Annotated in this window: 13 protein-coding genes and 7 pseudogenes; 11 read left to right on the top strand and 9 right to left on the bottom strand. The window is 44.8% G+C overall.

The features are described 5' to 3' along the window. Positions 1 to 16 precede the first annotated feature (16 nt). Positions 17 to 1,616 (bottom strand): annotated as a pseudogene (locus AC0L66_RS17540) (isocitrate lyase). A gap of 130 nt (positions 1,617 to 1,746) precedes the next feature. Between AC0L66_RS17540 and AC0L66_RS17535 the strand changes: the two are divergent. The 3 genes and pseudogenes from AC0L66_RS17535 (at position 1,747) to AC0L66_RS17525 (ending at position 6,020) form a co-directional block, all read left to right on the top strand. Continuing rightward, a complete protein-coding gene (locus AC0L66_RS17535; RefSeq protein WP_265675350.1) occupies positions 1,747 to 2,700 on the top strand; it encodes a LysR family transcriptional regulator in 954 nt (317 codons plus the stop codon). A 119-nt stretch (positions 2,701 to 2,819) separates the two neighbouring features. Then, a pseudogene (locus AC0L66_RS17530) lies at positions 2,820 to 5,004 on the top strand (malate synthase G). 251 nt (positions 5,005 to 5,255) lie between these two features. Beyond that, positions 5,256 to 6,020 carry a hydratase gene (locus AC0L66_RS17525; protein ID WP_473570123.1) on the top strand — a complete coding sequence of 255 codons (765 nt, stop codon included), beginning with the start codon at positions 5,256 to 5,258 and terminating at the stop codon, positions 6,018 to 6,020. 116 nt (positions 6,021 to 6,136) lie between these two features. Here AC0L66_RS17525 and AC0L66_RS17520 read toward each other — a convergent pair whose 3' ends face one another. Next, positions 6,137 to 7,024, bottom strand: a complete 888-nt coding sequence (locus AC0L66_RS17520) for a PA4780 family RIO1-like protein kinase (protein ID WP_473570121.1) — start codon at positions 7,022 to 7,024, stop codon at positions 6,137 to 6,139. 347 nt (positions 7,025 to 7,371) lie between these two features. Here AC0L66_RS17520 and AC0L66_RS17515 point away from each other — a divergent pair, with 347 nt between their 5' ends. From AC0L66_RS17515 to AC0L66_RS17495, 5 genes and pseudogenes are all read left to right on the top strand, one after another. Further along, entirely contained in the window at positions 7,372 to 7,812 is a 441-nt protein-coding gene (locus tag AC0L66_RS17515) for a c-type cytochrome (protein WP_313897276.1), read from the top strand. Positions 7,813 to 7,822: 10 nt separating this feature from the next. After that, positions 7,823 to 9,239 (top strand): annotated as a pseudogene (locus AC0L66_RS17510) (cbb3-type cytochrome c oxidase subunit I). Continuing rightward, on the top strand, positions 9,236 to 9,844 hold the full coding sequence (locus tag AC0L66_RS17505) for a cbb3-type cytochrome c oxidase subunit II (protein WP_265675345.1): 609 nt from the start codon (positions 9,236 to 9,238) through the stop codon (positions 9,842 to 9,844). The pseudogene AC0L66_RS17510 and the gene AC0L66_RS17505 overlap by 4 nt, the downstream one beginning before the upstream one ends. A gap of 13 nt (positions 9,845 to 9,857) precedes the next feature. Next, positions 9,858 to 12,015: pseudogene (locus tag AC0L66_RS17500) on the top strand (c-type cytochrome). Positions 12,016 to 12,243: 228 nt separating this feature from the next. Continuing rightward, positions 12,244 to 14,775, top strand: coding sequence for a sensor domain-containing protein (locus AC0L66_RS17495; protein ID WP_473570119.1), 2,532 nt, complete (start codon positions 12,244 to 12,246; stop codon positions 14,773 to 14,775). A gap of 177 nt (positions 14,776 to 14,952) precedes the next feature. Here AC0L66_RS17495 and AC0L66_RS17490 read toward each other — a convergent pair. From AC0L66_RS17490 to AC0L66_RS17475, 4 genes and pseudogenes are all read right to left on the bottom strand, one after another. Then, positions 14,953 to 16,439: pseudogene (locus tag AC0L66_RS17490) on the bottom strand (peptide MFS transporter). 305 nt (positions 16,440 to 16,744) lie between these two features. After that, on the bottom strand, positions 16,745 to 17,506 hold the full coding sequence (locus AC0L66_RS17485) for an SDR family NAD(P)-dependent oxidoreductase (protein WP_265675342.1): 762 nt from the start codon (positions 17,504 to 17,506) through the stop codon (positions 16,745 to 16,747). Between the two features lie 545 nt (positions 17,507 to 18,051). Beyond that, positions 18,052 to 20,336: pseudogene (locus tag AC0L66_RS17480) on the bottom strand (acyl-CoA dehydrogenase). 86 nt (positions 20,337 to 20,422) lie between these two features. After that, positions 20,423 to 21,088, bottom strand: coding sequence for a TetR/AcrR family transcriptional regulator (locus tag AC0L66_RS17475; protein ID WP_265675340.1), 666 nt, complete (start codon positions 21,086 to 21,088; stop codon positions 20,423 to 20,425). A 778-nt stretch (positions 21,089 to 21,866) separates the two neighbouring features. Here AC0L66_RS17475 and AC0L66_RS17470 point away from each other — a divergent pair. From AC0L66_RS17470 to AC0L66_RS17460, 3 genes and pseudogenes are all read left to right on the top strand, one after another. Further along, the gene (locus AC0L66_RS17470; protein ID WP_265675339.1) at positions 21,867 to 22,217 is read left to right on the top strand and encodes a phasin family protein; all 351 of its coding nucleotides are present in this window, start codon (positions 21,867 to 21,869) and stop codon (positions 22,215 to 22,217) included. A gap of 124 nt (positions 22,218 to 22,341) precedes the next feature. Further along, positions 22,342 to 24,104 (top strand): annotated as a pseudogene (gene phaC / locus AC0L66_RS17465) (class I poly(R)-hydroxyalkanoic acid synthase). Continuing rightward, complete coding sequence (locus AC0L66_RS17460) at positions 24,094 to 24,492, top strand: MaoC family dehydratase (protein ID WP_473570117.1); 399 nt, start codon at positions 24,094 to 24,096, stop codon at positions 24,490 to 24,492. The pseudogene phaC and the gene AC0L66_RS17460 overlap by 11 nt, the downstream one beginning before the upstream one ends. Positions 24,493 to 24,857: 365 nt before the next feature. On the opposite strand, the gene AC0L66_RS17455 is transcribed toward AC0L66_RS17460, so the two are convergent. The 3 genes from AC0L66_RS17455 to AC0L66_RS17445 form a co-directional block, all read right to left on the bottom strand. Then, entirely contained in the window at positions 24,858 to 25,337 is a 480-nt protein-coding gene (locus AC0L66_RS17455; RefSeq protein WP_473570115.1) for a GNAT family N-acetyltransferase, read from the bottom strand. A 314-nt stretch (positions 25,338 to 25,651) separates the two neighbouring features. Further along, positions 25,652 to 25,924 (bottom strand): hypothetical protein, encoded by a 273-nt coding sequence (locus tag AC0L66_RS17450; protein WP_473570114.1) that lies wholly within the window; start codon positions 25,922 to 25,924, stop codon positions 25,652 to 25,654. Continuing rightward, positions 25,921 to 26,844, bottom strand: coding sequence for an acetyl-CoA C-acyltransferase (locus AC0L66_RS17445; RefSeq protein ID WP_473570112.1), 924 nt, complete (start codon positions 26,842 to 26,844; stop codon positions 25,921 to 25,923). Before AC0L66_RS17445 ends, AC0L66_RS17450 begins: the two co-directional genes overlap by 4 nt. Positions 26,845 to 26,984: the final 140 nt, after the last annotated feature.

The raw sequence follows: 26,984 nt of genomic DNA, 5'->3' as shown, positions 1-26,984 counted from the left end.
TTTGTTCAATCAGTGATTAGTTAAACTGGTTAGAAGTATTCAGCGCACCGCCAGCTTTTAGTGCATTTTCGCCAGCAAAGTACTCTTTGTGGTCATCACCAATATCTGAGCCAGACATGTTTTGGTGTTTCACACAAGCAATGCCCTGACGGATTTCTTTACGTTGAACGCCTGCAACATAACCAAGCATACCTTGGTCACCGAAGTACTCTTTAGCCAGATTGTCCGTAGACAACGCCGCTGTGTGGTACGTTGGCAGTGTGATTAGGTGATGGAAGATACCTGCTTCACGTGAAGAGTCTGCTTGGAAGGTGCGAATGCGGTCATCAGCACGAGTAGACAGTTCGGTTTCATCGTACTCTGCGCTCATTAGGTTTGAGCGGTCGTAGGCTGATACATCTTCGCCCGCTTCAACCATTGCGTCATACGCTTGTTGGCGGAAGTTAAGCGTCCAGTTGAACGATGGAGAGTTGTTGTAAACCAGTTTCGCGTTAGGGTGAACTGCACGAACACCATCCATCATTTCCTTGATTTGACCAATGTGTGGTTTTTCAGTTTCAATCCACAGTAGGTCGGCACCTGCGTTAATTGCTTCGATACAGTCAAATACACAGCGGTCTTCACCAGGTACCTTGACGGAATTGGTACAAACCAGAAGGTAGGCGCTTAGGACGAACTAGCTTGCCGTCGCGGTTAAAGCATACGTCGCCTTCTGCCATGTCCGCTACATCGATTTCTTCTACATCTAAGTAAGAGTTGTAAACGTCACCTTGGTCACCTGGCTCTTTAACTACCGCGATTTCTTTAGTAAGGCCAGCACCTTGTGAATCGGTACGCGCAACAATGATGCCGTTGTCGATACCCAGTTCAAGGAAAGCATAACGAAGCGCACGTAGCTTGGCGTGGAAATCGGCGTGAGGCACCGTTACTTTACCGTCTTGGTGACCACATTGCTTTTCATCCGCAACTTGGTTTTCAATTTGTAGACAACACGCGCCCGCTTCAATCATTTGTTTTGCCATTAGGTAAGTCGCTTCAGCGTTACCAAAACCAGCATCGATATCAGCGATGATTGGTACTACGTGTGTGACGTGGTTGTCAATTTGGTCTTGAATCGCATCTTGTGCACTCACGTCGCCTGCTTCACGGGCATCGTCTAGTGCACGGAATAGACCACCGAGCTCACGGGCGTCGGCTTGGCGCAAGAAGGTATAGAGCTCTTCAACAAGACCAGCAACCGAGGTTTTTTCATGCATAGATTGGTCTGGTAGTGGGCCGAAGTCAGAGCGAAGTGCCGCCACCATCCAACCAGAAAGGTAAAGGTAGCGTCGGTCTGTTTTGCCACCAAAATGCTTCTTAATAGAAATCATTTTTTGTTGACCAATGAAACCATGCCAGCAACCTAGTGATTGTGTGTACTGAGAGCTATCTGCGTCATAAGCCGCCATATCAGCACGCATAATATCTGCCGTATATTGCGCGACATCTAGACCTGTCTTGAATTTATTTTGAGCACGCATACGAGCCGCAGATTCTGGATTAATAGCATCCCACGGAGCACCAGCAGTGCGTTTAGCAACTTCGATCATTTCGATATCTTGTGTGATTTGCGACATAACTCTTCCTTAGTTTCAGTTGGATATGTGGCCAAACCTACTACTGGGCTAAATCTTAACCATGGACAAAGCGTAAGCGATTGTGTGATAATTTTGTTAATTTATAGTTATTATATTCGGTATTTATTTTATGAATATTGCTCGTATAGACCTTAATTTACTTGTGTATTTAGACACTTTGCTTAGAGAGCGAAACGTAACCCGAGCAGCGAATCAGTTGGGGATCACTCAACCAGCAATGAGTAATGGACTACGTCGATTAAGGGATGTATTTGACGACCCTTTATTGGTGAGAACGAGCGAGGGTATGATTCCAACCGAGCGGGCGCAAAAGCTACAGCCTGTGATTAGAAATGTACTCGCCAACGTTGAGAAAGCACTGCAACCCACTACTGAATTTAGTGCAGAAGACAGTGAGCGAGTTTTTAGGATCATGGCTAGTGATTACGCGGAGTCGACACTTATTCAGCCTTTATTGGAACGTCTAAGTGAAATCGCACCTAAAATACGCCTTGATATCATGACGCCCAGTGATGTGAGCTATCAAGATGTTGAGCAGGGCACCGTCGATATAATTATTAACCGTTTCGATGACATTCCCCAGTCATTCCATCAGATGAGCCTGTGGCATGACGGCTTCTCTTGCTTATTTAGCCGAGATAATCCGATTGCAGAAAACTTCGATATCTTCTCTTATCTAAAGGCGCAGCATATTTGGGTGAGCAAAACCGGAATGGGGACAGGCGTGGGTATAAACCCGAGTGAAGCGCAGAAGCTAGGCTGGATCGACGAAGCATTAATGCGAATCGGTAAGACGCGTAATATTACCGTATTTACTCGCCATTACCTGTCGGCAGTGCTTTTTGCACAACAGAAAAATCTTATTCTGACTATTCCGAGCAAAGCAGCGCAATCACAGCGTAATAACCCCAAACTCATGATTAAACCCGCGCCTTTTGCCATCGAACCATTTGAAGTAAAGATGGCATGGAGCCCTTTATTACAGAGTAATCCTGATCACCAATGGATGCGTCGATTGATTAAAAGCGTCGCGAATGAAATAGAGAGTGGTGTGACGGAATAGTCCCCTTAATTGGGTATTTATTATATGAATGTTCACTATAAGTGGCATAAATTAGCTAAATTATCATCCATTACGTAGAGTTTTCTTTATACGTAATCGGTAAATTCGAGAGAGATCCTATGAGCAATCGTATTCAACAGGGAAGCTTGAGCATTGATAGCTCCCTTTACGCGTTAGTAAATGAACAAGCTATCCCTGGAACAGGGATTAATGCTGATGAATTTTGGCAGTCGTTTGAAACGATTCTTAATGATTTGGCCCCAAAGAATAGGGCGTTACTCATTAAGCGTGATGATCTTCAGCATCAGATAGATGTGTGGCATCAAGAACGTGCAGGGCATGCCCTTGATGCGGCAGAATATAAAGCGTTTTTGCAACAGATTGGTTATCTGGTTGCGGAAGGCGAAGACTTCCAAGTCGAAACCGCGAATGTAGAGCCTGAAATTGCCACTCAAGCGGGACCGCAATTGGTTGTACCGATAATGAATGCTCGATTCGCTCTGAATGCAGCCAACGCCCGCTGGGGAAGTTTGTATGATGCGCTCTATGGTACGGATGTTATCAGCGAAGAAGATGGCGCTGAAAAAGGCGGTAGCTTTAACCCAGTCCGTGGCGCCAAAGTTGTCGCCTATGCACGAGAATTTTTGGATGAAGCCGCGCCACTAAACGGCGTTTCACATAAAGATGTCACGCAATACAGTATTTCAGACGTGAGCATTGGTAATACTTTAACGGCGACGCTGGGGAACGGTGAGGAAGTGACGTTAATGGACGGCACCCAATTTATCGGATACCAAGGTGAGGCAACCGCGCCTTCTTGCATTCTTCTTAAGCATAATAACCTGCATATTGAAATTCAGATTGATCCAAGCGCCCCAATTGGCAGTGTGGACGCGGCGGGAATTAAGGATGTGGTTGTGGAAGCGGCGTTAACCACGATTATGGACTGTGAAGATTCCGTTGCTGCCGTCGATGGTGAAGATAAAGCGCTCGCGTACCAAAACTGGCTCGGTTTAATGAAGGGTGATTTGCAAGAGTCGCTTGAGAAAAACGGTAAAACCATGGTGCGACGACTTAATGCGGACCGTCATTATACCAGTGTGACGGGCGGAGAAATTTCGCTAAAAGGTCGCAGTATGCTGTTTATCCGTAATGTTGGCCATCTAATGACTAACCCTGCGATCATTGATGCTGATGGGAATGAAGTGCCTGAGGGTATTATGGATGGCATGATTACGTCGCTTATCGCGATGCACGATCTTAGAGGCAACAGCGCGTATCAAAATTCGACGGCGAACAGTATTAATATTGTAAAACCTAAGATGCATGGTCCTGAAGAAGTGGCCTTTACCAATGAATTATTTGGTCGCATTGAAGAGGCTCTAGGTCTTGAACGTAATACCATTAAAGTGGGCATTATGGACGAAGAGCGTCGAACTTCAGTCAACCTTAAAGAGTGTATTCGAGCAGCAAAAGAGCGTGTGGTCTTTATCAACACTGGCTTTTTAGATCGTACAGGCGATGAGATTCATACCAGTATGGAAGCTAGGTCCATTTGCGCCGAAGGTGCAACTGAAGTCAATGACATGGATCGGAGCCTATGAAGATCAAAACGTGGATTTAGGCTTAGCGTGTGGGTTGCAAGGCAAAGCTCAGATTGGTAAGGGCATGTGGCCTGAGCCAGATAACATGGCAAAAATGATGGATGCGAAAATTGGTCATCCGCAAGCAGGAGCCAATACGGCGTGGGTGCCATCGCCTACAGCAGCGACGTTACACGCCCTTCACTATCATAAAGTAAGTGTACCGAGTCGTCAGAAAGAGCTCCGTGAACGTGTTCGAGCAAACGTCGATGATATTTTGACTATTCCACTGTTAGGTAAGCAAAAGTTAACAGCAAAAGATATTCAGAATGAATTGGACAACAATACGCAGGGGATTCTTGGCTATGTAGTGCGTTGGATTGACCAAGGCGTGGGGTGTTCAAAGGTACCGGATATTAACAATGTTGGTTTGATGGAAGACCGTGCAACACTGAGAATTTCTAGCCAGCATATTGCTAACTGGTTACGCCATGGCATTTGTGGAAAAGCGCAAGTAATGGAAACCATGCAACGTATGGCGGCAGTGGTCGATGAACAAAATGCCGATGATCCAAGTTATCAAAATATGGCTCCGGACTATAAAGAGAGCATTGCTTTTTCCGCGGCGTGTCAGTTGGTGTTTGAAGGTTGTGGGCAGCCAAGTGGGTACACAGAGCCTGTACTGCATGCAATGCGCTTGAAACTAAAAGCTCAACAATAAAGAGCTTCACGATAGAAGCCGTCCAGATAGTAAAACGTTTACCCTGTAAACTGCCCAAGTTTCCGCGCTATTAAGCGCGGTTTTTTTTTACCTTATTTTTCGTCATTAAATGTCCTGCTTCTGCTGTTCATAATGGCTATCTCGCCCAATGATAATTTCCTATTAACACATAGATATATCTATGATTTACCTTATATTCATTGTGTTGAGATTTGGATACAATCAAAAAAATTGATCTTAGGTAGTACACAATGAACAGTAATAGTAATCAGGCCGCTCGTGAGTTGTTAAGTCACCGAGTTGCTGGCATGAAAGCACCACGAATGAGTGAGTTGTTGCGTCCAAACACGCTTGAAGAGGCTCTGGAAATTCAGTCTGCAATGATTGCGCGGCATAGCGATAAAGTGGGCGGGTGGAAGTGTTTACTTCCGTTATCTGAAGACAAATTTATAGTAGCGCCAATTTTTGCCAATAGTATACAGCGAGGCGAACGGTGCGAACTTTTTGCTGATAATAGCCAGGCACGGGTCGAGCCCGAAATTGCCTTTGTTTTAGCTAAGTCATTACCTGCTAACCCTGCAGGGTACTCTGAAGCGCAAATTAATGATGCGATTGGTTCTTGCCATATGGCTTTAGAGTTGATTCAAGCTCGCTTTGCAGAGGACAGTGGCGCTGAATTTTATGAAGTATTAGCGGATTGTTTAGTCAACCAAGGTTTGTTTATCGGCCCAGAAATTGAACGAGATAAAGCATTTTTGGCGGCGAAGGTGGGCATCTCGATAACTCAAGAAGATCTGGTTCAAGTCTTTTCTGGCAAGCACCCTAACTCGTTACCGCAAAACCCTATCTACTGGTTGATCAATACCATGACGCGTCGCGGGATGGAGTTTGCAGCAGGTGAGGCGATTATTACTGGATCGTATTGCGGGGTTGTTGAAGTGGATTTTGACCAGCCGACATTGATTCAATATGAAGGTCTAGGGGAATACTCTATTACGTTTGATGAGAAAAAATAGTGAGGATGGTGTAGTGAGTTAGTGTAGCGGTATTTCAATAATGGTAGACGTGGCAGCGCCTACCATTATTTATATGAGTTCAGACTAGATTGGATAACATCGCTATATTGTGGATGTTAATTCTCACTCCAGTTAAATTTACTTTCATCAACGCCGTCTTTTGCTTCTTTCAATCGTTCTTGACGGAAGCGTTCTTCGTTACGTGCGGCGTCGATTTCTTGCATGATGGCTGCCAAATCCGCTTCAACGGTATTCTCTTGCACTTCTACGGTGAGTTCAATTTCCGGTGTAAGTTCGCCTTTTTCGTACAGCGCCCACATTTCTTTGGCATACTCTGTCTTGGACAATTCTGGTGCGAATTGGCTGTAATAATCACGGATATTGTTGACATCACGCGTTAACATCCATTCAGCATTGTTGTTAGCAGAGGCGTCGACTGCTTGTGGTAAGTCGATAATAACCGGACCATATTCATCCACTAACACATTAAATTCAGACAAATCACCATGAATAAGCCCAACACAAAGCATTTTGACGATATAACCCATCATTACATCGTGATCCTCAACGGCTTGCTCGGCGGACATGGTCACGTCGTTGAGTCGAGGGGCAACATAGCCTTCATCATCGGTGATCAGCTCCATCAGTAGAACCCCATCAAAGCAACCATAGGGAGAAGGGACTCGAACACCAGCTTCGGCTAATTTGTATAACGCATCGACTTCCGCATTTTGCCAAACTTTCTCTTGCTGTTCACGACCAAAGCCAGATCCTTTTTCCATCGCGCGCGCGCGACGGCTATTACGCACCTTACGGCCTTCACGATAAGCAGACGCTTTTTTAAAGCTGCGCTGACTTGCTTCCTTGTACACTTTCGCACAACGGATGGTTTCGCCACAGCGTACAATGTACACGGACGCTTCTTTGCCACTCATAAGTTGGCTTGTCACCTCGTCGACGAGACCGTCGTCAACCAAGGGCTGTATTCGTTTAGGTATTTTCATCGCATCGTTATACCTTACTTAGCGGCAAAATGGCATGTTAAGTTGAAAAATAAGCTGGGATTTTTGCGTCATGATGAGCATCTTAGCCGAAATTCGCAGTTCATTTGCTAAACCTCACTCCCCCTCCTATGGTTTTAGTCACAGTTACTTTTTGTCCATCCGCGTGTTTTGGTGCGTACAACAGGCTTGTAAGACGGATTAAGCGGTTACGTCTTCATGCTAATGTCGGGTTGCTTTTTGCGCTGAAACCAGAGGATGTCGGTAAATAGATTGAAGCAGATTTCTTCGTAGTAGCTTCAGCAACACAGCGTTTCTATCAAAAAACGTACCTATCAAGGATTTGTGTCATGGGAAGAAAGTGTGTGATGGGAAAAAATTGGGTTGCAAACAGAATGGGCGACAAGCTGTTGCTCATTGTGTTGTGTGTATTACTCTTTGGTGCGCCGAGCCTCTCAAGTGCGGATGAAAAATTTACTCTTGGAGAGCAGAAAGCCAAAGTCTGTATGGCGTGTCATGGTGTGAATGGTATATCCAGTATTGAATCCTATCCCAATTTGAGAGGGCAGAAGATGGCTTATCTCATCACTTCACTTAAGAGCTATCAGTCGAGAGAACGCTCCGCTGGACTGGCTGTGTTAATGCAGCAACAGGCCGATGCATTATCAGACAAAGACATGTCGGACATTGCTTACTACTACTCAATGCTTGGTTCCATCAGTGAGAGTACAGATAAGGCGAGTCATTCAAATAGCGATGAAAATCTGCCTGTTTCTGGCACATCTGATTAGGGGGCGTCACATGGAAGATACGTCCGCGCAATTCAATATTAACGTCGTTAAATACTTCATTGTCGCTTCGCTAATATGGGCCATTTTAGGGATGATTATTGGGGTGGTTTTGGCGGCGCAGTTATATTGGCCAGTGTTGAATTTTGACTCACAATACATACAGTTCGGTCGATTGCGTCCTTTGCATACGTCGGGCGTTATCTATGGGTTTGTCGTGAATATTTTGATGGGGACATCACTCTACATCGCGCAACGCACTGGTCAATGCAATCTTTATAACAAAAGCCTAGCTTGGATGGTTTTTTGGGGGTGGCAATTAGTATTACTACTGGCGGTGTTAACACTGCCAATGGGCTATACCACATCAAAAGAGTACGCTGAACTTGAATGGCCGATTGATTTACTCATTGTATTGGTTTGGGTGCTCTATGCCGTACTGTTTTTCGGTACCATCGGTCAACGAAAAGTGCAGCATATCTTTGTGGCCAACTGGTTTTTTGCGGCATTTATCATTGTTGTTGCGATGATTTTTGTGGTGAATAACTTAGCCATGCCAGCCTCGTTTATGAAGTCCTATTCGGTGTTTGCTGGCGCTCAAGATGCCATCGTACAGTGGTGGTGGGGTCATAATGCGGTTGGTTTTCTCCTAACGGCAGGTGTCATAGGCATGAATTATTACTTCATACCTAAAGTGTCGGAAAGACCCATTTATTCCTATCGACTGTCGGTGATCCACTTTTGGGGGTTGGTGGGATTTTACACTTGGGCGGGGACGCACCATCTTATTTACTCTTCGGTGCTTAGGTCTGGGTACAAAACATCGGCATAGTCATGTCTCTTATCCTTTGGCTACCGTCATGGGGGGGGCTTTCAATAGTGCGATGACGTTACTGCAAAATAAGAAAAAATTGAAATCAGACTACATCATGCTGTTCTTCTTTTCAGCCATTCTCTATTACTGTCTTGCGACGTTTGAAGGGCCTCTGCTTGCGATTCGTTGGTTCAATATGGTGGCGCACAATACGGAATGGGTCATTGGTCACGTGCATTCCGGGGCGCTAGGTTGGGTGGGGATGTCGGGCATTGCGGTGTTTTACTACTTCATTCCGAGGCTGTGGGGTAAAGAAACGCTGTGGTCAAATAGGCTAATAAAATGGCACTTCTGGTTGGCCCATGCTGGTGTGGCGATTTATGCCATCGCCCTTTGGGTCGCTGGCATCGGTGAAGGGTATATGTGGTTGGCGCAAAGCGATAACGGGTCACTGTTATATAGCTTTGTTGAAGCAATGGATTATAAGGCACCTTGGCTGTTTTTACGTTTCTTCGGTGGCGCATTATTTGTACTTGGCTTATTTCTGATGGCATTCAATTTATTCAAAACGGTTCGCTCGTGTAGCCACTGTTGTTGCAAAGGAGGCTTGAGATGACAGCTGATTTCACTAAATCTGTAGGCATACTGATTGTAAGCACGGTGGTCGTGGCTTCCTTTTCTTTACTGGTTTGGGTTGTGCCTAATATTGTCAGAGGACCTGAGATTGCGATCGGAAGCGCGGCACTGCCGTTGACGGCAATAGAAGTCGCTGGGCGAGATATTTATATTAGCGAAGGCTGTCACGTCTGCCACACGCAAATGGTGCGTCCGCTTGATCCTGAGATTGCCCGGAATGGTCGCGCGAACAAAGAATCGGATGACATTTATGAGTTTCCCAATTTGTGGGGGTCGAAGCGTACCGGGCCCGATCTCACCAATATGGGCAGAAAATATTCAGACCAATGGCATACCATCCACCTTATCAACCCCCGTCAAGTTGTCCCTACGTCCATCATGCCGTCTTACCCGTGGCTGTTTGAGCAAAAACTGTCGGGTGATGATATCACTGGAAAAATGGAGACGCTTCGTGATCTTGGTGTTCCATACTCAGCTGAAGACATCGCGGATGCGCGATTACAGGTCCGAGGTAAAACAAAAGGGGAAGCACTCATTCGATACCTTCAAAGTCTAGGTGTTGATACCTCAGAGGAGGCACTGTAATGGATTCAATTGAATTGAATGGTTTTGGAATCTATGGGCCGTGGTAGGAACTGTTGTGTTCTTTGTACTGATGGTAGGTGTGGTGATTAAATATTGGCGCAGTAATCACCATGCAGATGAGCATCACACAATTGGCTCCTTTGACGGTATCGATGAAAACGATGCGCCTCCCCCTAAGCTACTGTTTGTCTCTTATTTTATCGCTTTTAGCCTCTCACTTGGCTACTTAGTTCTCTACCCTGGACTGGGTAACTGGCAAGGGTTAATCAACTGGCAGCAAAGTGACGACAAATTAAGCCAAGTGAACACGAGCTTGAGTAATCAGATAGCGGACATCAGTGATAAACGCTTAGTGAACTTGGCAATGAATCCTGACGTTGTGAGTTCGGGTCGAGGACTGTTTCAAACTCATTGCGCGGCTTGTCACCGAAATAATGCCCAAGGTGCTAAGCATTTTCCTAATTTAATCGATAATGAATGGCTTTACGGGGGAGTGATGCGGAAATTATTCACTCTATTACTCTGGGTAGAAATGGCGCGATGCCGGGATGGGTAGATGCGATTAACCCCGATGATATTGCCAAAATTTCCTACTATTTAGCGTCATTAAATCAGCGACACACCGATGTGCCAGCCGTGAAAGTCGCGTTGGGAAAGGGGCTATTCACTCAGTATTGTGCCTCTTGTCATGGCGATGGCTCTGTAGCCAATAGTCAGCTCGGTGTGCCAGACCTTTCTGATCATGTCTGGTTGCATGGCGGTAGTATTGAAGAGATTCAACATACGATTCGAAATGGTCTCAATAACGTAATGCTCGGCCTTCGGTCAGCAGCTTTCTCAAGACGAAATCTTGGCGATTGGCGCCTATATGACGAAGTCTCGATTGGATGAGGATGCGAAATTGGCAAGTTTGGATCCTGCGTTAGTGCAGCAAGGCGAGTATTTGGCCTACGCCGGAGATTGCGTGGCTTGCCATAGCGCCGAAGGGGGAGAACCTTTTGCTGGTGGACTGCCATTTGTTACGCCATTCGGCACTATCTATTCAACCAACATTACCCCTCATACGTCAGAAGGGATAGGGTTGTATGACTATGAAGACTTCAAAGCCGCCCTAGTTGCTGGGAAGGGGTTACATGGCTATCTATACCCTGCAATGCCTTACACGTCTTATCAATATATGACTGATCAAGACATGCTCGCGTTGTGGGAATACATGCAATCTATCGCCGCAGTCTCAAGGCAGAATGATCGTAATCAAATGATGTTTCCTGCCAATATTCGTCTTGGTTTGTTGGGGTGGAATCTCGTGTTTATGGATACCGCCGTACTTGATTACCAACCTCCTAGTGAACTGAAAGGTAACATTTCTGATCTCGAAAAATGGCAGAAAGGTAAGTACTGGGTCGCAGGGCTCGGGCACTGTTCTGAATGCCATACACCGAGAAATATCGCTCAAGCGTTGGACACGGATAGGATCTTTCAAGGCAACCTTATTGATGGTTGGAATGCTCCTAATATCAGTGCTAACGAGCTCTATATGGATGGTTGGGACGAAAAGTCACTGTCAGATTTTTTACACACAGGACATTCAGACAAAGGTTCGGCCTTTGCCTGGTATGGCGGATGTTATTAAGAATAGTTTGAGCCGAATGACTCGAGAAGACATCGAGTCCATGTCTTACTATCTACTAATTGGGGATACGAATAACGTTATTCACAACGAGACGGTTGTACTAGAACCAACCGGGTTTACTGACGCAGCTTACGCCAATGAAGTCTACGCAACCTACAATCAAACCTGTGGTGCCTGTCATGGTGAAGATGGTAAAGGGCGTGACCCTATTGCACCGACGTTATTAAACAATGGCATCATCATGCACAGTGACCCTTTCAACACTATTGCAGTAACGTTGAGGGGACTGCAGCCAAGCTATCTAGATGAAGAACGTAACTTTATGCCGATGGTGAGTTTCAATGATGTTTTATCGGATACAGCTTTAGCTGAGTTGATTTCTTTTGTGCGAATACACTTGGGAGCACGTGAAATACCGGTTACCCGAGACCAGGTCAGGCAGGTAAGAGAGACGCTTGAAAAGGCGGGTTATACGGGCGGTTTGCATACCACACCAGATATGTATGACGAACGAGATCAAAATATCAATGTTAATTAATATTGATTGAAGCCGACTGACGAAGAAAGAGGATCACGAACGGCATGATGGTACGATGTGGACCGCATGCTGAGCCATTATTTGACTAAGAACTAACCCGTATTGCTGTCGGTTAGTTCACTAATTGGAGCGGGTTACTTTGGCATTTTGTGTTGTATTGAGTAGGATAGTCCGATCATTAAATGAATAAAGGGCAAATACGCAGCCCTGCTCTTGGTCTATTAACTCATGTACTGTGCGACGCTATCACCCGAACTCAAGATTAGTTGGCAATCTTCTTTAGAACAACTTTGTCTGGCGACACAATCTAATGGTCGATTATTGATATTAGATAGGTCAATGAACTGGTCGTGTTTTTGTGAGTGTAACGTATCGGCAACAGACAATGGTGTCGACGACGACATGTTGTTAGCGACTCTTCGAGAATTTCGCTTTCCTCACCTTGACGTATTGGTTAAAACCAAAGCTAGTACAACCCTATACCTCGCGCCTATATGGGGTGGCGACGATCAGCTTTCAGCGGTGCTCGCGCTGTCCCCAGCCACTCCACACCATAGTTGTTTGCCGCATAGCTATGATCCACAGCATAGTAATTCACAGCATGGTAAGCCACAGCATTTGATGGCGTCTGTTGCTGGGCAAGTCAGTTTTGATATGTATGTTCGTGCGCAGAAAAATAGTTCCAATGAAGTAACTGTGAAGAAGCAAGGCATTTCAATAGATGCCGAGATAGCGTCGAGCCGAGTCCCCACCTTACAGGAATTTATTGATGCACTAGACGATCATACATGGGTCAAAAATGCCGATGGTCGTTATGTCATGATCAATCATAGTGTAGAAAAAGCATGGGACTACAGTTGCGCTCAAGTTCACGGGAAAACGGATGAAGAGTTATTTGAGTCCGAGCGCGCAGAACAGTATATTACCGCTGATAAAACCGTGATAGACGCGGATCAACAAGTCACCATCGAAGAATGTCCTGTGCTAGATGAACAGCAAAATAAAATCTGGTTGGAGACAATAAAATCCCCCATCCGAGATAACAGCGGTTCATTGGTAGGGGTGTTGGGTATGACTCGCAACGTCACTCGTCGTAAGGTTGTTGAAACTTGGCTATCGGTGACATCAGAGATTTTTAATAATTTCCAGGAAGGTATGTTTATTACCGACGACGTCGGCAACATTTTGGATGTCAATAGCGCCTTCGTCCGCATTACGGGCTATGAATTGTCGGATGTCATTGGCATGAATCCCCGTTTTCTTCAATCTGGCCACCATGACATCACGTTCTATCAAGGTTTATGGGAAAAGTTGATGACGGATGGTCAATGGCGGGGTGAGTTTATCAACCGCAAAAAAGATGGCTCGATTTATCCTCAAATGACAACAATCAGTGTCCTAAAGGATGAAGACAATACGTTAATGCATCATATTTGTGTGTTTGAAGATATCTCAGATCAAAAGGCGGATGAAGAGAGCTTGCGAAGAATGGCGTTCTACGACCCATTGACCAATTTACCCAATCGTGCTCATCTAAGTAGTCTATTGGAGCAGCATATTGACCTAGGGCGTAAGTATCACAAGTCATTTGCTACTTTGTTTCTAGACTTAGACCACTTTAAGCATATCAATGATAGCAAAGGGCATTTATACGGTGACCAGTTGTTAGAGCAGGTTGCCCAGAGGTTGAATACAGTACTCGAACATCGAGCGAATATTGCTCGTCTTGGTGGTGACGAGTTTGTCGTTGTATTATCCGACTTTAATTCTGAGGCTGAACTCCTTGATACGATTGATGGTATTATGGGGGTGTTTAACTCATCATTTGTATTCGACCAAAACGAGTCACTAAGAGTCTCTGCGAGTATCGGAGTCGCCTTATATCCTAAAGATGGCCACGACAGCGAAACTTTGTTAAAGAATGCCGATACGGCGATGTACCTTGCGAAAAAGAATGGACGCAATGGGTATGCATTCTACTCTCCGGATCTGACGAAAAGTTCGGTACTACACGTTCGGATTCAATCTGCACTCCATGAGGCGTTGGAAAAGAATCAGTTCTACTTGGTTTATCAGCCTCAATACTCACTTGCGGATAATCGCTTAATTGGCGTGGAAGCTCTGCTCCGGTGGCAACATCCTGATTTAGGTCTTATCCCGCCGAGTAGCTTTATCCCGATTGCCGAGAAAACAGGTTTAATTCAAAAAATTGGTGCTTGGGTGCTAAGAGAGTCTTGCCTTCAGGGCAATCGCTGGTTGGCTGAAGGTCGGGATTTTGGCCGTATCGCTGTCAATGTGTCTGCATTACAACTACAAAATTCAGATTTTTTTCCTGTGCTTGAAGCAGTATTAGAGGAAACCGGTTTTCCAGCGAAGCGACTCGATATTGAAATTACCGAGACATTTTTACTGTTTAACCCAGAGAAAGCGATTGCAACATTGGAGCAGTTGAGTTCATTGGGGATAGAGATTTCACTTGATGATTTTGGCACGGGTTATTCGTCATTGTCTTATTTAAAAGGTTTACCCATTAACAAACTTAAAATAGATCAATCATTTGTAAAAGACGTGCCAGACAATAATGACAGTAATGCCATTGTAAATGCCATTGTAGCAATGGGGCAGGCGCTATGCCTTACAGTCGTTGCTGAAGGGGTAGAAAGCTCACAGCAATCTGAATATTTAAAACAAAAAGGCTGCGAATACGGTCAGGGTTATTTATTCAGTAAGCCCCAAAGGCCAGAACGTTTGTTTATTTAGTGTGTAGAACCTAGAAACCAGAACCTAGAAACTAGCACGTATGCAGTAAGCGACTCAATCCCCCTAATACGTTGCCTAATTGACATCATTTAGGTGAGGCGTAACTGAAATGATAAAGCCCCTACGTGATTCACGCGGGGGCTTTTGAGCAGTCTATGATGTTGAATACTGTATTAGTTAGCTTTCAGCGTCATTAAGCTCCATGTTTTGTTGAGGTTTTGATTGATCGGCGGCCGCCAACATTTTGCGAATCGCAATTGAGGCAATAAATGCCACCAACACCATGACAACTGCTAATACAGTCAGTAATGAAAAGTAACCACCATACACTTGCTGTACAAACTCTTGAGTAATTTCTTGTCCTTTCTCCGCTGCAATTGACGTGGAGAATACTGCGCCAACAATGCCAGATAAGGCAATCGCAACTGAAAATAAGCTGACGGAAAAGTTCTCAATGTGCTTTGGTGCAACAGATAAGATAAACGCCACAACAAGCGAGCCCACAATGACTTCAGCAAAGGCTTGGAAGAAGTGAATCACTAAGAACACTTCTGGTCGAATGACGACACTCTCGCCAATGTTCTTCACTGCGAACGCCAGAATACCAAAGGCGATAGCGGTCAAGATAAAGGAAAACCCTATCTTTGTAGCAGTGGTAAAGTGAATGTTACGCTTTTCTAAACTAGAAAACGTACCTGCAATCACTGGGCCTGCGACGATGCACCATAGCGGGTTCATTGACATGGAGGCTTCTGGCGCAATTGGGATCAGACCGAATAAATCGCCACGCATGGTGTTGATCGTTACCATGGTCATAGACGTCATCATTTGACCATAATAGACAAAAAATGCAGTAGTCAGCGCCGTGACGATAAGAATGGTACCCATACGCAAACTGTCGGCTTTTTCCGCTTTTAGCATCAACGAGATGAAGTAGCCAATGGCCGCGAGCCCAATGGCATAAACGATATTTTTACCAATATCCATGTTAGAGAACATGAAAAATACCATACCGATCATGGCAAGTGAGGTGATGGCAAAAAGTATCCAGTTTTTAGTTGAAACTGCAGCCTGATCGATGTCTGCACCAACGCCTTGAAGCTGTTTTCGGAAGAGAATAAGCATGCAAAAAGCGGCGAAGGCAAGCAATCCTGACAATAGGAAGCTACCGTAAAACCCAATAACAAGGACAAACATAGGGAATAAGTACTGGCCGAGAAGTGCACCAACATTGTTCACAGAATAGTTTACTGGGTAGCCGTTCTCAAAATCTTCTTGGCTTTTGAACGTGCGCTTATAAAGGCTTGGATAAGAAGGGGACATTAAGCCACGTGCATAACTGGCGAGAGCAATACCAGCCAAACTCATTGGAACGTTGATGGTAGACGCGCCAAGTACTAATAGAACGTAACCAGCACTAAACCCGAAATAGGCGATGCTAAGCGAGCGATATGCCCCTAAGAACTTATCGGCAATAAATCCACCTAAGCAATAGCAAAGAGAGGGCCAATTGATGAAAATGCCCCAACTACCATCATGGTGTCAGCTTCGCTGTAACCCAAGTTTTCTAAGAAAAATCGCGTGAGGATAACCATGACACCATAGAACGACAGACCAAACATCATCTGGCAGAACATCATGGACTTATTTAGTTTATTCCACATAATAAAACCCTTAACTGTTAATGAAAACTAGTTTATAAAACTGACTGTAGAGTAACAGACACGATATGTTACATATTGAGATGTGGCCGTATTGTGTGGGGTGTGAGCACGACAATTTCTAATCCAAAGCGTTAGTTTTATTTGTGCTTGATGGAATGGTGAGCAGGTTGCTTAACTATTGAACGAGCATTAAACCCGTGTAGCGGTGTCGGGTCGTGGTTCAGAGGAGTCTAAGGCAAGGTGAATCAAACGCGATCACCTTGCCTTGTGAAGTCAGATGAGGCTCTGCTTGTTTACTAAAAGTATTACAGTACAAGCCCCCCATCGACAGCCAAAACCTTACCGTTATAGAAATCATTCTCGATGATGAATTGTGCGGATTTCGCTATTTCGACATCTTGCCCAAGGCGTTTAACGGGAGCCATTTGTTCAAGTCTGCTGAGCGCTTCTGGCTTCATAGACGCAGTCATAGCGCTGTAACAAGCGCCAGGCGCGATAGCCGCGGCGCGAATGTTGTAACGGGACAGTTCTTTAGCCCAAACCATCGCTAAAGATGCTACGCCCGCTTTTGCTGCGCTATAGTTACTTTGTCCCATATTCCCGTCGCGAGCCACTGAAGAAATATTGATGATAACACCAGGTTGGTTAGAGCGAATCATAGCTTTTGCGGCTTCTCGACCACATAAAAACGTCCCGCTAAGGTTGACGTTAATGACGGCATTAAATTGATCTAAGGACATTTCATCCAGTATCTCGCCATCTTTCGCTTTTACCATTAAGCCATCTCTTAAGATGCCAGCATTGTTGATTAAGACATTCACTTTACTAAAGTCTTTTACTATTTGCTCAAACACATTAATTGTTGCTGTCTCGTCGGTAATGTTCGCGCAGTAGGTGCCTATTTGTGTCCCATTCGCTTGCAGGTCTGCAGCAGCAGAGACCAGTTGTTCTTCATTGCTATCAATGATGGCAATGTGAGCACCTGCTTTGGAGAGCATGTTAGCAGTGGCAAAACCGAGGCCTTGGGCGCCACCTGTGATGACGACAACGGAATCTTTAATATTCATGGAGCTTCCTTTTGTTATTGAGCGGCTGAGTCTCTATGTATGAAATAGAGAACTATTTATTAAAGTGATAATTTTTGTTTGAATTTACTCACTTGGTGTTACTTTTTATTTTTATTACAGATGATGATTATTGAAATAATCATCCCCGCGTATTTGTAAGCGACGTATTAAGTGTAAGCACAAAATGAGTAGTGAAAAGTAAAAAATACGCCACAAGCTTGAGCTGACGGTGGTCAAGGAAAGATCAGGTATTGGCGCGACTCAAGATCGTTAGCTGGTCTTACCTCTATATTTTTTGTGTTTTAATGAAAGAAATAGGCCAAAGTTTCGGCACAATAGCGCGAGTTTTTTATAAAGGCATGTATTGGTCACCGAAATGATAGCGGTTGTTTTTTGTCTAAATGGTGCAAGGGTTTCGGCAAGCAATGCCAGGATGTCGTCTCGGTTTTGTTTGAACGTGCCATAAAAATCCCCAGAGAGACGATGAGTCTGCACTGGGGATAGGGGGGTAATTACTCAAGCTAACTTGAGCGTGACCACATTATTTATGCGACATGTGTAAGGTTTGGCGTGTCAGGTTGGTTGGTTAACGTCTCTTTCATATCGTGGCTAAAATGATCCACTTGAATTGCACGATAACGAAGCGCATCAGCTGCAACAATCTTATCCACTTCAGCTTGCGTTAAAACATCCGCTTTTAGGGCTTGTTGTAGGCGGTCTGCAAGAATACCTTTCTTCGCCACTTTGCCTGCCTTAACCCCTTTAAAGAGCTTCTTCTCTAGATCTCGAATGTCATACATGGCGACGAATGCACGCTCCATGATGCCGACATTGTCGTCGTCATGGTCTCCGATGTAACACAGGTGTGTTAGGCGGTCGCGGTCTTCACTCGGCACCATGAGTTTTTCGGCAATTCTGAGGCTTAGGCTATCATCCGGTTGCTTAAAGTGGTTGCCTAGTGGGAAAAGCAGCGCCTTAAGTGTTTTCCCAGCAAAGCCACTTGGGAAGTTGCGATACGCCTCATTGAGAGACTTTGCCGCGTGGTAAAAGCAATGCTCGGCGGCGTAATGCACGTAATCAAGATCGGCAGCAGGCTGGCCTTCATCATGAAACTTTTTCAATACAGCTGACGCCATGTAGAGATACGCCAGTCCATCACCTAGCCGAGCAGAAATTAATTCTTTGCGCTTAAGTTCGCCGCCAAGTGTGAGCATGGCGAAATCGGCACTCACTGCAAGTGCTTTACTCAGACGTTTCAGACTCTTGTAATGACGTGCGGTTTCGCCTGAAATCGGTGATGAAGTAAAGGCTGAACCCGTTAGCGCAGCAAACAAGCCACCAATGGAGTTCTTTGTGGCATGACCAATATGTTTAAACAACAAATTGTCGAATGCTTTTGCGCCTTCTGCATGATTTGGATTCGCAGCAGCCTCCATCTCTTGTAGGACGTAAGGGTGACAGCGGGTCGCGCCTTGTCCAAAGATCATAAGGTTACGAGTTAGAATGTTCGCCCCCTCAACGGTAATAGAGACAGGCATGAACATGTAAGCGGAAGCAAGGTAGTTCATTGGACCACACTGAATTGCGCGACCCGCGTGAATGTCCATTGAGTCGTTAAGAATAGTGCGAGAGATCTCAGTCATATGATATTTAGCAATGGCGGTGACGATTCCCGGAGTTTCACCCATATCAAGTGAGGTAGTCGTTAGTGTGCGATTGGCTTCTAGCAAGTATGTCATGCCTCCAATGCGCCCCATGGCCTCAGCGACACCTTCAAATTTACCAATAGACATGCCAAATTGTTTACGTACGTAAGCATAAGCACCCGTGGTTCTCGCGGTTAAATGGCCGACAGCCGTCCCCAGCGCGGGTAGAGAAATACCACGACCTGCTGACAAACACTCCACCAGCATACGCCAACCACGTCCGGCGTAATTGGCACCACCAATCAGCCAATCCATAGGGATAAAGACATCGTTGCCGCGAATGGTGCCGTTCATGAATGCGAGATGCATAGGATCATGGCGTTCACCGATAATGACGCCCTCGTGATCGCTTGGTACTAAGGCGCACGTAATGCCGATATTTTTCTTATCACCTAGCAGTTGGTCGGGATCTTCAAGCTTAAACGCGAGGCCCATCACCGTCGCAATCGGTGCTAAGGTGATGTAGCGTTTATTCCAGCTTAAGCGAATACCCAGCACTTCTTTGCCTTCGTGCATGCCATAGCAAACCTTACCGGTATCTGGTATCCCGCCAGCGTCTGAGCCCGCTTCTGGGCCAGTTAGAGCAAAACATGGCGTATCGGTTCCATCAGCAAGGCGTGGCAACCAATAATCTTTTTGTTCTTGTGTTCCATAGTGTGAAAGCAGTTCACCGGGTCCGAGTGAGTTAGGTACCATTACGGTGATGGCGGCGTTCATGCTACGTGAGGCGATCTTGGCAACGATGGTCGAGTTGGCAAGTGCAGAGAAATGACGGCCTCCGTATTCTTTGGAAATAATCAAAGAAAAGAAGCGCTCTTTACGAAGGTAGGCCCAGACTGCCTCTGGAAGGTCGCGATCTTCTTTGACCATTTTATGATCGTCAAGCATCGCAAGCAGCGTTTCTAGTTCATTATCGATAAAAGATTGCTCTTCTTCCGTTAACGTCGGTGTAGGGTATTGATGAAGTGTGTTGAAGTTAGGGTTGCCAGAGAATAGCTCACCGTCCCACCATACACTACTGGCTTCCATTGCCTCTCGCTCTGTCGCAGACAGCGGAGGAAGTACTTTTTTAAACAAGCTAAATGCTTAGGTTCACTGATTAATTTTTGGCTGATAAAACTCATAAGTACTGTTCCTTTTGTTCAATTGAGTCATTGTTTAATGATTAGAGCGGTAGCTTTGTCACTCGTGATCGGTGTAAAAGTTCTATTTATATTGATGGCGTAGGGGTCGAGAGCGTTGCATTCGGTTCGGCGACAATACCTGCCGCTAAATAGGGGATTAGCCTATCGATAATCGCTTCCGCATCAGCATTATGTTGATTAAATGTGCTGGATGCGATTTCCGTGAGCGCTTTGCTAGAGCCGATAGCAAAAATAAAAGTACCGAGCGAGAAATGAAGTCGCCAGAATAGCTCTGCGTCATCGATTTCTCCGCAGCTTGCGCGGACGGATGTAACAAACAAATCTAATGTCTTTTTGTATCGTGTCAGAATGAACCAGCGTAAATGACCTTGGATATCGGAATACCCTTTACTTAGTAGCAGCAGGAAGCGACTCATCCCATTCGGCTTGATGCTATTCAATGAACATAATGGCCCTTTGACCGCTTTGAATACGTCTTCCAATGTGAAGTGTGCCTGCTGATTTAAACGCTCAAGCGAATCGTGAATGGCGGGCATTAGTTCGCTTAAATAACGATTCAACAACTGACGAATTAAACTTTTCTTATCTCCGAAGTGATAATTAACAGAAGCAACATTAACCTTTGCTTTACTGGTTAGGGTACGTAAGGATGTGCCTTTGTAACCATGTTTAGTAAATAAAGTCTCTGCGACGTCTAATATTTTGTCTCTTGTTTCTGTTTTATATTCCATGTGATTTAAACACTCGTATTAAACATATGTTTTAATACTACGGGTTAAAAATTAACTCAACAAGTGATTAACATCAAATTTTTAAATTTAACAATGTGTATGTAATTTGTTTAACTATTAACTATATGAAACATAAGTGTTTTTCGTAGTAAAAATATTTTCCACTACCGTTCTTTAAATTCTAATTTGTATTTATTTTGTTTTAAATCAGCAGGTTAAGTTTTAATTTCTTGTTTGAATAACGCTAGGTTATTGTTGTTTAATACATAATATCCAGGGGGAATGGGTTGTGCTGCTAGTAAATACTGGGTATTTACTGGGTGGATAAATTGCTGCCTTAGTATTTGATATTTAAATATCACGCAGTGTGTTTTATTTAACTTTCGAATATTAGATTGTAAATTCATGGCTTGTGCGCATGAAACAAAATGAGAGCAGGATGTGAAACTGTGATGCATGTTTTATTTTTTATAACTTTATATCGGTTGCATATGTTGAAATTCAAACGGGATGACGCATTGATTTGGTTGTAAGTTCTTTGTTAACTAAGATTTTCTATTCTTTTTCCTATTTTTATTCAAACGAAGTAACTATAAACATCGTGTTTTCCTGTCATTTTTTCACGATTATTTTGGGTGACAACATGTGATGGTTTGTACAGAATGAACATATTCAAACGCTTGTTTGAATATTTATTGATGAAGATCAATGAACATAAGTAAAGTCAATCAGAGCTTAGCGCGGTACGCCGCTGGCCACATTTAAAAGGGAACATATTATGTCTAACCAAGCCGCATTCGAAGCAGTAAACGCACAGCTACAAACTGTTATTAACCCATTTGCTAACTTTGGTTCGCTCGTTGCAAAAAACATGGAAACATTGTCGAAAATGCAACTGGAAACGCTAACGGCATACAGTGAATTGTCAAATGAAAACCTACAAAGCCTAGTGGCAATTAAGCAGCCACAAGATCTTGCTAATCACGGCAGCAAGCAACTAGAAATCATTAGCAAAGTTAGCCAGCGTCTACTTGAAGATGGTCAAAAACTTAGCGAAATTGGCAATGAATTCAAAGCTGCAGTCGATGAGATTTCAGCAACGTCTATCAACGCTGCAAAAAGCAAGTAATGCTTAGGCGGTCTATGCTTCGAGCTATTTAGGTTGAGCGATTGTGCAGTAGAGCTCCGCTATTTTATAACTCTTTTGTCGTAGAGCAGGGCCGCCACTTCATTCACAGTACAGGGATGAGATGATGAATAACAACGCACCCTTTCAAGACATTATAAACAGTTACTTTCAAGCAAGTGAGAGCTGGCTCGGCAACTTCCAACAACCAACTCAATCGACGATTTTTAAGTCACAGGTTGAAGATTGGAGTGCATTAGCGCAATCCGTCACTAAAAATCCAACAACGGTGCTAGAGCAGCAGATGAATTGGTGGAATCAACAAATCAATCTCTTCAATGACTGTATTTTAGGCGTTGGCGATCCTAACGCACCTGAAAAAGATCCCCGCTTTAAAGATGAAAGCTGGGCATCTAATCCGCTTTATCATTATATCAAAGAAAGCTACAAACTCGTTTGCCAGTCTGTACAACAAACCATTGATGAAGCGCAAGATCTCGACCCTGATGCAAAGGAACGCTTGGAATTTTTCTCTCGTCAGTTTCTTAATGCGATGTCACCAAGCAACTTTGTAACCACTAACCCAGAAATTATGAAGCTCACATTGGAGTCCAATGGGTCTAATTTGATTAAGGGGCTAGAGCAACTGCAAGAAGACATGACTCGTAGTGTAGACATGCTAAATATTCGTATGACAGACGCTGAAGCCTTTACGCTTGGCGAGAATATTGCTGCGACACCGGGTAAGGTCGTCTTTAAGAATCATATGTTTGAGTTGATTCAATATCAGCCGACAACAGAAAATGTTTACAAGCGCCCAATGATGATTGTGCCGCCGTTTGTAAACAAGTACTACATTATGGACCTGAGTCAAAAGCGTTCATTTGTGAAGTGGTTGGTCGATCAAGGACACACCGTCTTTATGGTGTCGTGGATTAATCCAGATGCAACATACAGTGAAACTGATTTCGGTACTTACGTCACTGACGGCCTGATCCCAGCGCTGGATGCAATCGAGGCCGCAACCGGAGAGCGTGAAGTTAATGGTTTGGGTTACTGTATCGGTGGCACCTTATTGACCGCCACGATGGCCTACATGGCAGGGAAAAAGCGTAAACAACGGATAAAGTCCGCAACGCTACTCACCACTATCTTGGACTTCAAGCAGCCTGGAGAGCTAGGTATCTTCATTAACGATGCGATGATCTCGGCAATTGAAGCGCAAAATTCCGTTAAAGGGTATATGGATGGTCGCCAGATGGCGGTGTCATTTAGTTTGTTACGTGAAAACAGTTTGTACTGGAATTATTACGTGACGAATTATCTAAAAGGTGAGAAGTCGATTGCTTTTGACTTACTGCATTGGAACTGTGATAACACCAACGTTCCTGCGGCTTGTCACAACCAAATGCTCCGTCAGTTCTATTTGGAGAATAAACTGAGCCAACCTAATGCCATAGAGATTGATGGTGTGGGTATTGATTTGTCTAAAGTGAAATCCCCAATCTACTTCTTATCTGCCATAGAGGATCACATTGCCCTTTGGAAAGGAACGTATAAAGGGACTGAACTGTTAGGCGGACAGAGCACATTTGTGTTAGCAGAAAGCGGACATATTGCTTAGGTCCTATGAATCATGCTAACTCAACTAAATACGGCTACTGGACCAACCCGAACGTGAAAACTGACGCCGATACTTGGTTAGAAGCCGCAGACAAGCAAACGGGTTCATGGTGGCCGCACTGGCAAGAGTGGTTGGATACGCGTAATTTCTCTGAAAAGTTAGACCCAAGAACGCTGACGGGTGATCTTGATGCTCCTGGCACTTACGTGAAACAACGTATTGAAGAAGTCCTAGCCAACGATGAGGAAAAGAAAGATGTCGCTTGAGGTTGGTCAACATACAAGTCTTACTAAGACGCTTGATAAAGCCGCTGTCGAAGCGTTTGCTTCACTGGCGGAAGATTACAACCCCGTTCACTTAGATGAAACCTTTGCTGCTATGACGCCGTTTGAGGTGCCGATTGTACACGGCATGTTGGCATCGAGCTTAGTCTCGGGATTATTAGCATCAAAACTACCGGGCCCTGGCGCGATTTATCTGGGACAAACGTTGAAGTTTACTTGCCCAATTCGTGTTGGAGAAACGGTGACAGCACGCGTGGAAGTAAAACACATCCGTGAAGATAAACCGATTGTTACATTGCTCACGGAAGTGTTGACTGAAGAGGGGCAGGTGGCAATACAGGGTGAAGCGACGGTTATGCTTCCTAATTAGTCTACGCTCGAAAATTAAGGCATGCTTGTTGATTAAGATGAATGCTAAATTTCATCGCTGTATAAAAGCTTAGTCTGTAAAGGCTAAGCTTTTTTTGATGCTAACAGAAACAATAAAAATTGATTAGTTTTTAAAACGTTTTTGAGTTGACGCTCAAGTCGACTTCTTTCGGATAAGCTGACTTTGGGTAAATGAAGCACTGAGTCTAATTCGATCGCGTTTATCAAGTTAGTGGCTATTCACTAGTGCCTTTTTAACCAGTTTATCTTCGTTATCAAGCTTGGTGCTTTTTAACATTAATAGAATCCTTTTCTTCTCTGCACTTAGAATGCCTTAACTGTCACAAGTCACGTGTTAGTAAGCTCTCATATTAATAAGTTGAGACTATATTCCATCACCCACCGCGTTTGGTTAGGTCCAAAGTAATCTGCTTCTTCAGCAATTTTACTAAAGCCAAGTGATTGATATAGACGCAGCGCCGCGGGATTTGCAGGGTCAACAGTTAAGCGCACACGAGCGTAATTCTGTTGCTCCAGTAATCGAGTCAGTAGCTTGCGCCCAATGCCTTGACCTTGCAGTTCAGGCGACACTGCCACAGATAGAATCCAACCGATATCTTGCGTTTCACTTTGCGCGAGGATCAAAAAAGCCTGCATCTTTTGCTCTTGAAACGCAGCAAAGCATCCTTTTGGCCAGCAATCGTAAGACTGACGAAAAAAGAAATCTGGCAGAGCATGAGCGCCAAAGCATTGCTGTTCTAGCTGCGCCATCATGGCAAATTCATCTTGTTTTATTGCGCGATAAGTTACGGTCATATTGTAGTTAATCAGTATATTAGAGGTCATTCCATGCGTATTTGGTATGTTAACATCACATACGCTAAAACTAGAGGCGTATCGCAGGTAATGGGGGCAGATCCAGTCATTTGCCTACAATTAGTTCAAAATCGTGAAATTCATTGAACGAAGAGCAGTACTAACAAACTCTGGGGCAGAGCTGTTTTGCTCACCTAAGCCCCGTCTAACTTAATAGTACCAAAACGATCTATCTTTATTGTCTTCCGACAGCGAGGTAGAGACGGTGTGTAAACGTGTAAACATATGAACTGGAATGAGATAGACGCTGAATAGCGTCTATCTGTAGAATGATAATCTTGGCGCTAGTCTTGATATCGCTCAAAAAGTGCAGCAATTCCTTGGCCGCCACCAATACACATGGTGACAACGGCATAGCGAGCGTTGGTGCGTTGAAGCTCGTAAAGGGCTTTAACGGAAATCAGTGACCCCGTAGCTCCAATTGGATGGCCTAAGCTGATCCCTGAGCCATTAGGGTTCACTTTTTCAGGATCTAGGTTTAGTCCTTTGGTCACTGCAAGGGCTTGCGCGGCGAATGCTTCGTTGGCTTCCCAGATGTCGATGTCATCGACACTCACCCCCGTTTTATCGAGTAATTGTCGAACAGCTTCAGCACAGGACCAATGCCCATCACCGCTGGGTCAACGGCCGCGATAGCGTAGCCTAACATGGTTGCCATGGGCTTTAGCCCCTTAGCTTTTGCTGCACTTTTTTCCATAAGCACTAGTGCCGCTGCGCCATCGTTGATTCCTGATGCGTTACCAGCGGTGACGGTTCCTTCTTTTTTAAAGGCGGGGCGCAATTTAGAAAAGTTCCCTACTTCGGCATCAAAGCGGACGTGTTCGTCTGTATCAAAGAGTGTGGTTCCGCGACGAGTTTTTAGAGCAATAGGGAGGATTTGGTCGCCAAAGCGCTGTTCTTCAATGGCGCGTTGCGCCCGTCGATGGCTTTCTAATGCGCAAGCATCTTGCTCTTCTCGGCTAATATTGTACTGATCGGCTAAGTTTTCAGCGGTGATCCCCATGTGGGTATCGTTAATTGGGCAGGTGAGGGCGCCGACCATTGGGTCGATCAGTTGAGTATCCCCCATTTTTGAGCCAAATCGTGCGCTAGGTGACCAGTAAGGGACGCGCGTCATCGACTCCGCTCCGCCAGCAACGGCGGCGTCACAATCGCCAAGCAAAATCATTTGTGCAGCAGAGATAATAGACTGAAGCCCGGATCCGCATAGTCGATTTACGGTTAGCGCTGGCGTTTCTATTGGTAAGCCTCCTTTGAGCGCAGCGACACGGCTCATATACATATCACGTCGATCACTATGCGTGACGCTGCCGATAACGCAGTGTCCCACGTCTTCGGGGGCGATATTGGCTCTTTTTACGGCTTCTGCGATTACTTGGCCAGCAAGATCAGTGGGAGCCACATCTTTCAATGCTCCACCAAAATCTGCGATTGCGGTACGTACACCGCTCAGTACAACAACTTCTCTTTGAGACATGTAAACTCCATTTTCTTTGTTATCGGGTGACAAAGGTCATTATTGGTAACGACTTGTCATCAACAATAACATTTCACTTACAATTGCTCATGTGACGCTACGTGGACGTATCGGAAATGGTTATTTTTTGGGGGGGAAGT

It is taken from the genome of Vibrio sp. GJ43-1 (genome assembly GCF_055808835.1).
The sequence above is the reverse complement of the archived record's forward strand: the minus strand, read 5'-3'. Positions and strand labels throughout refer to the sequence as shown.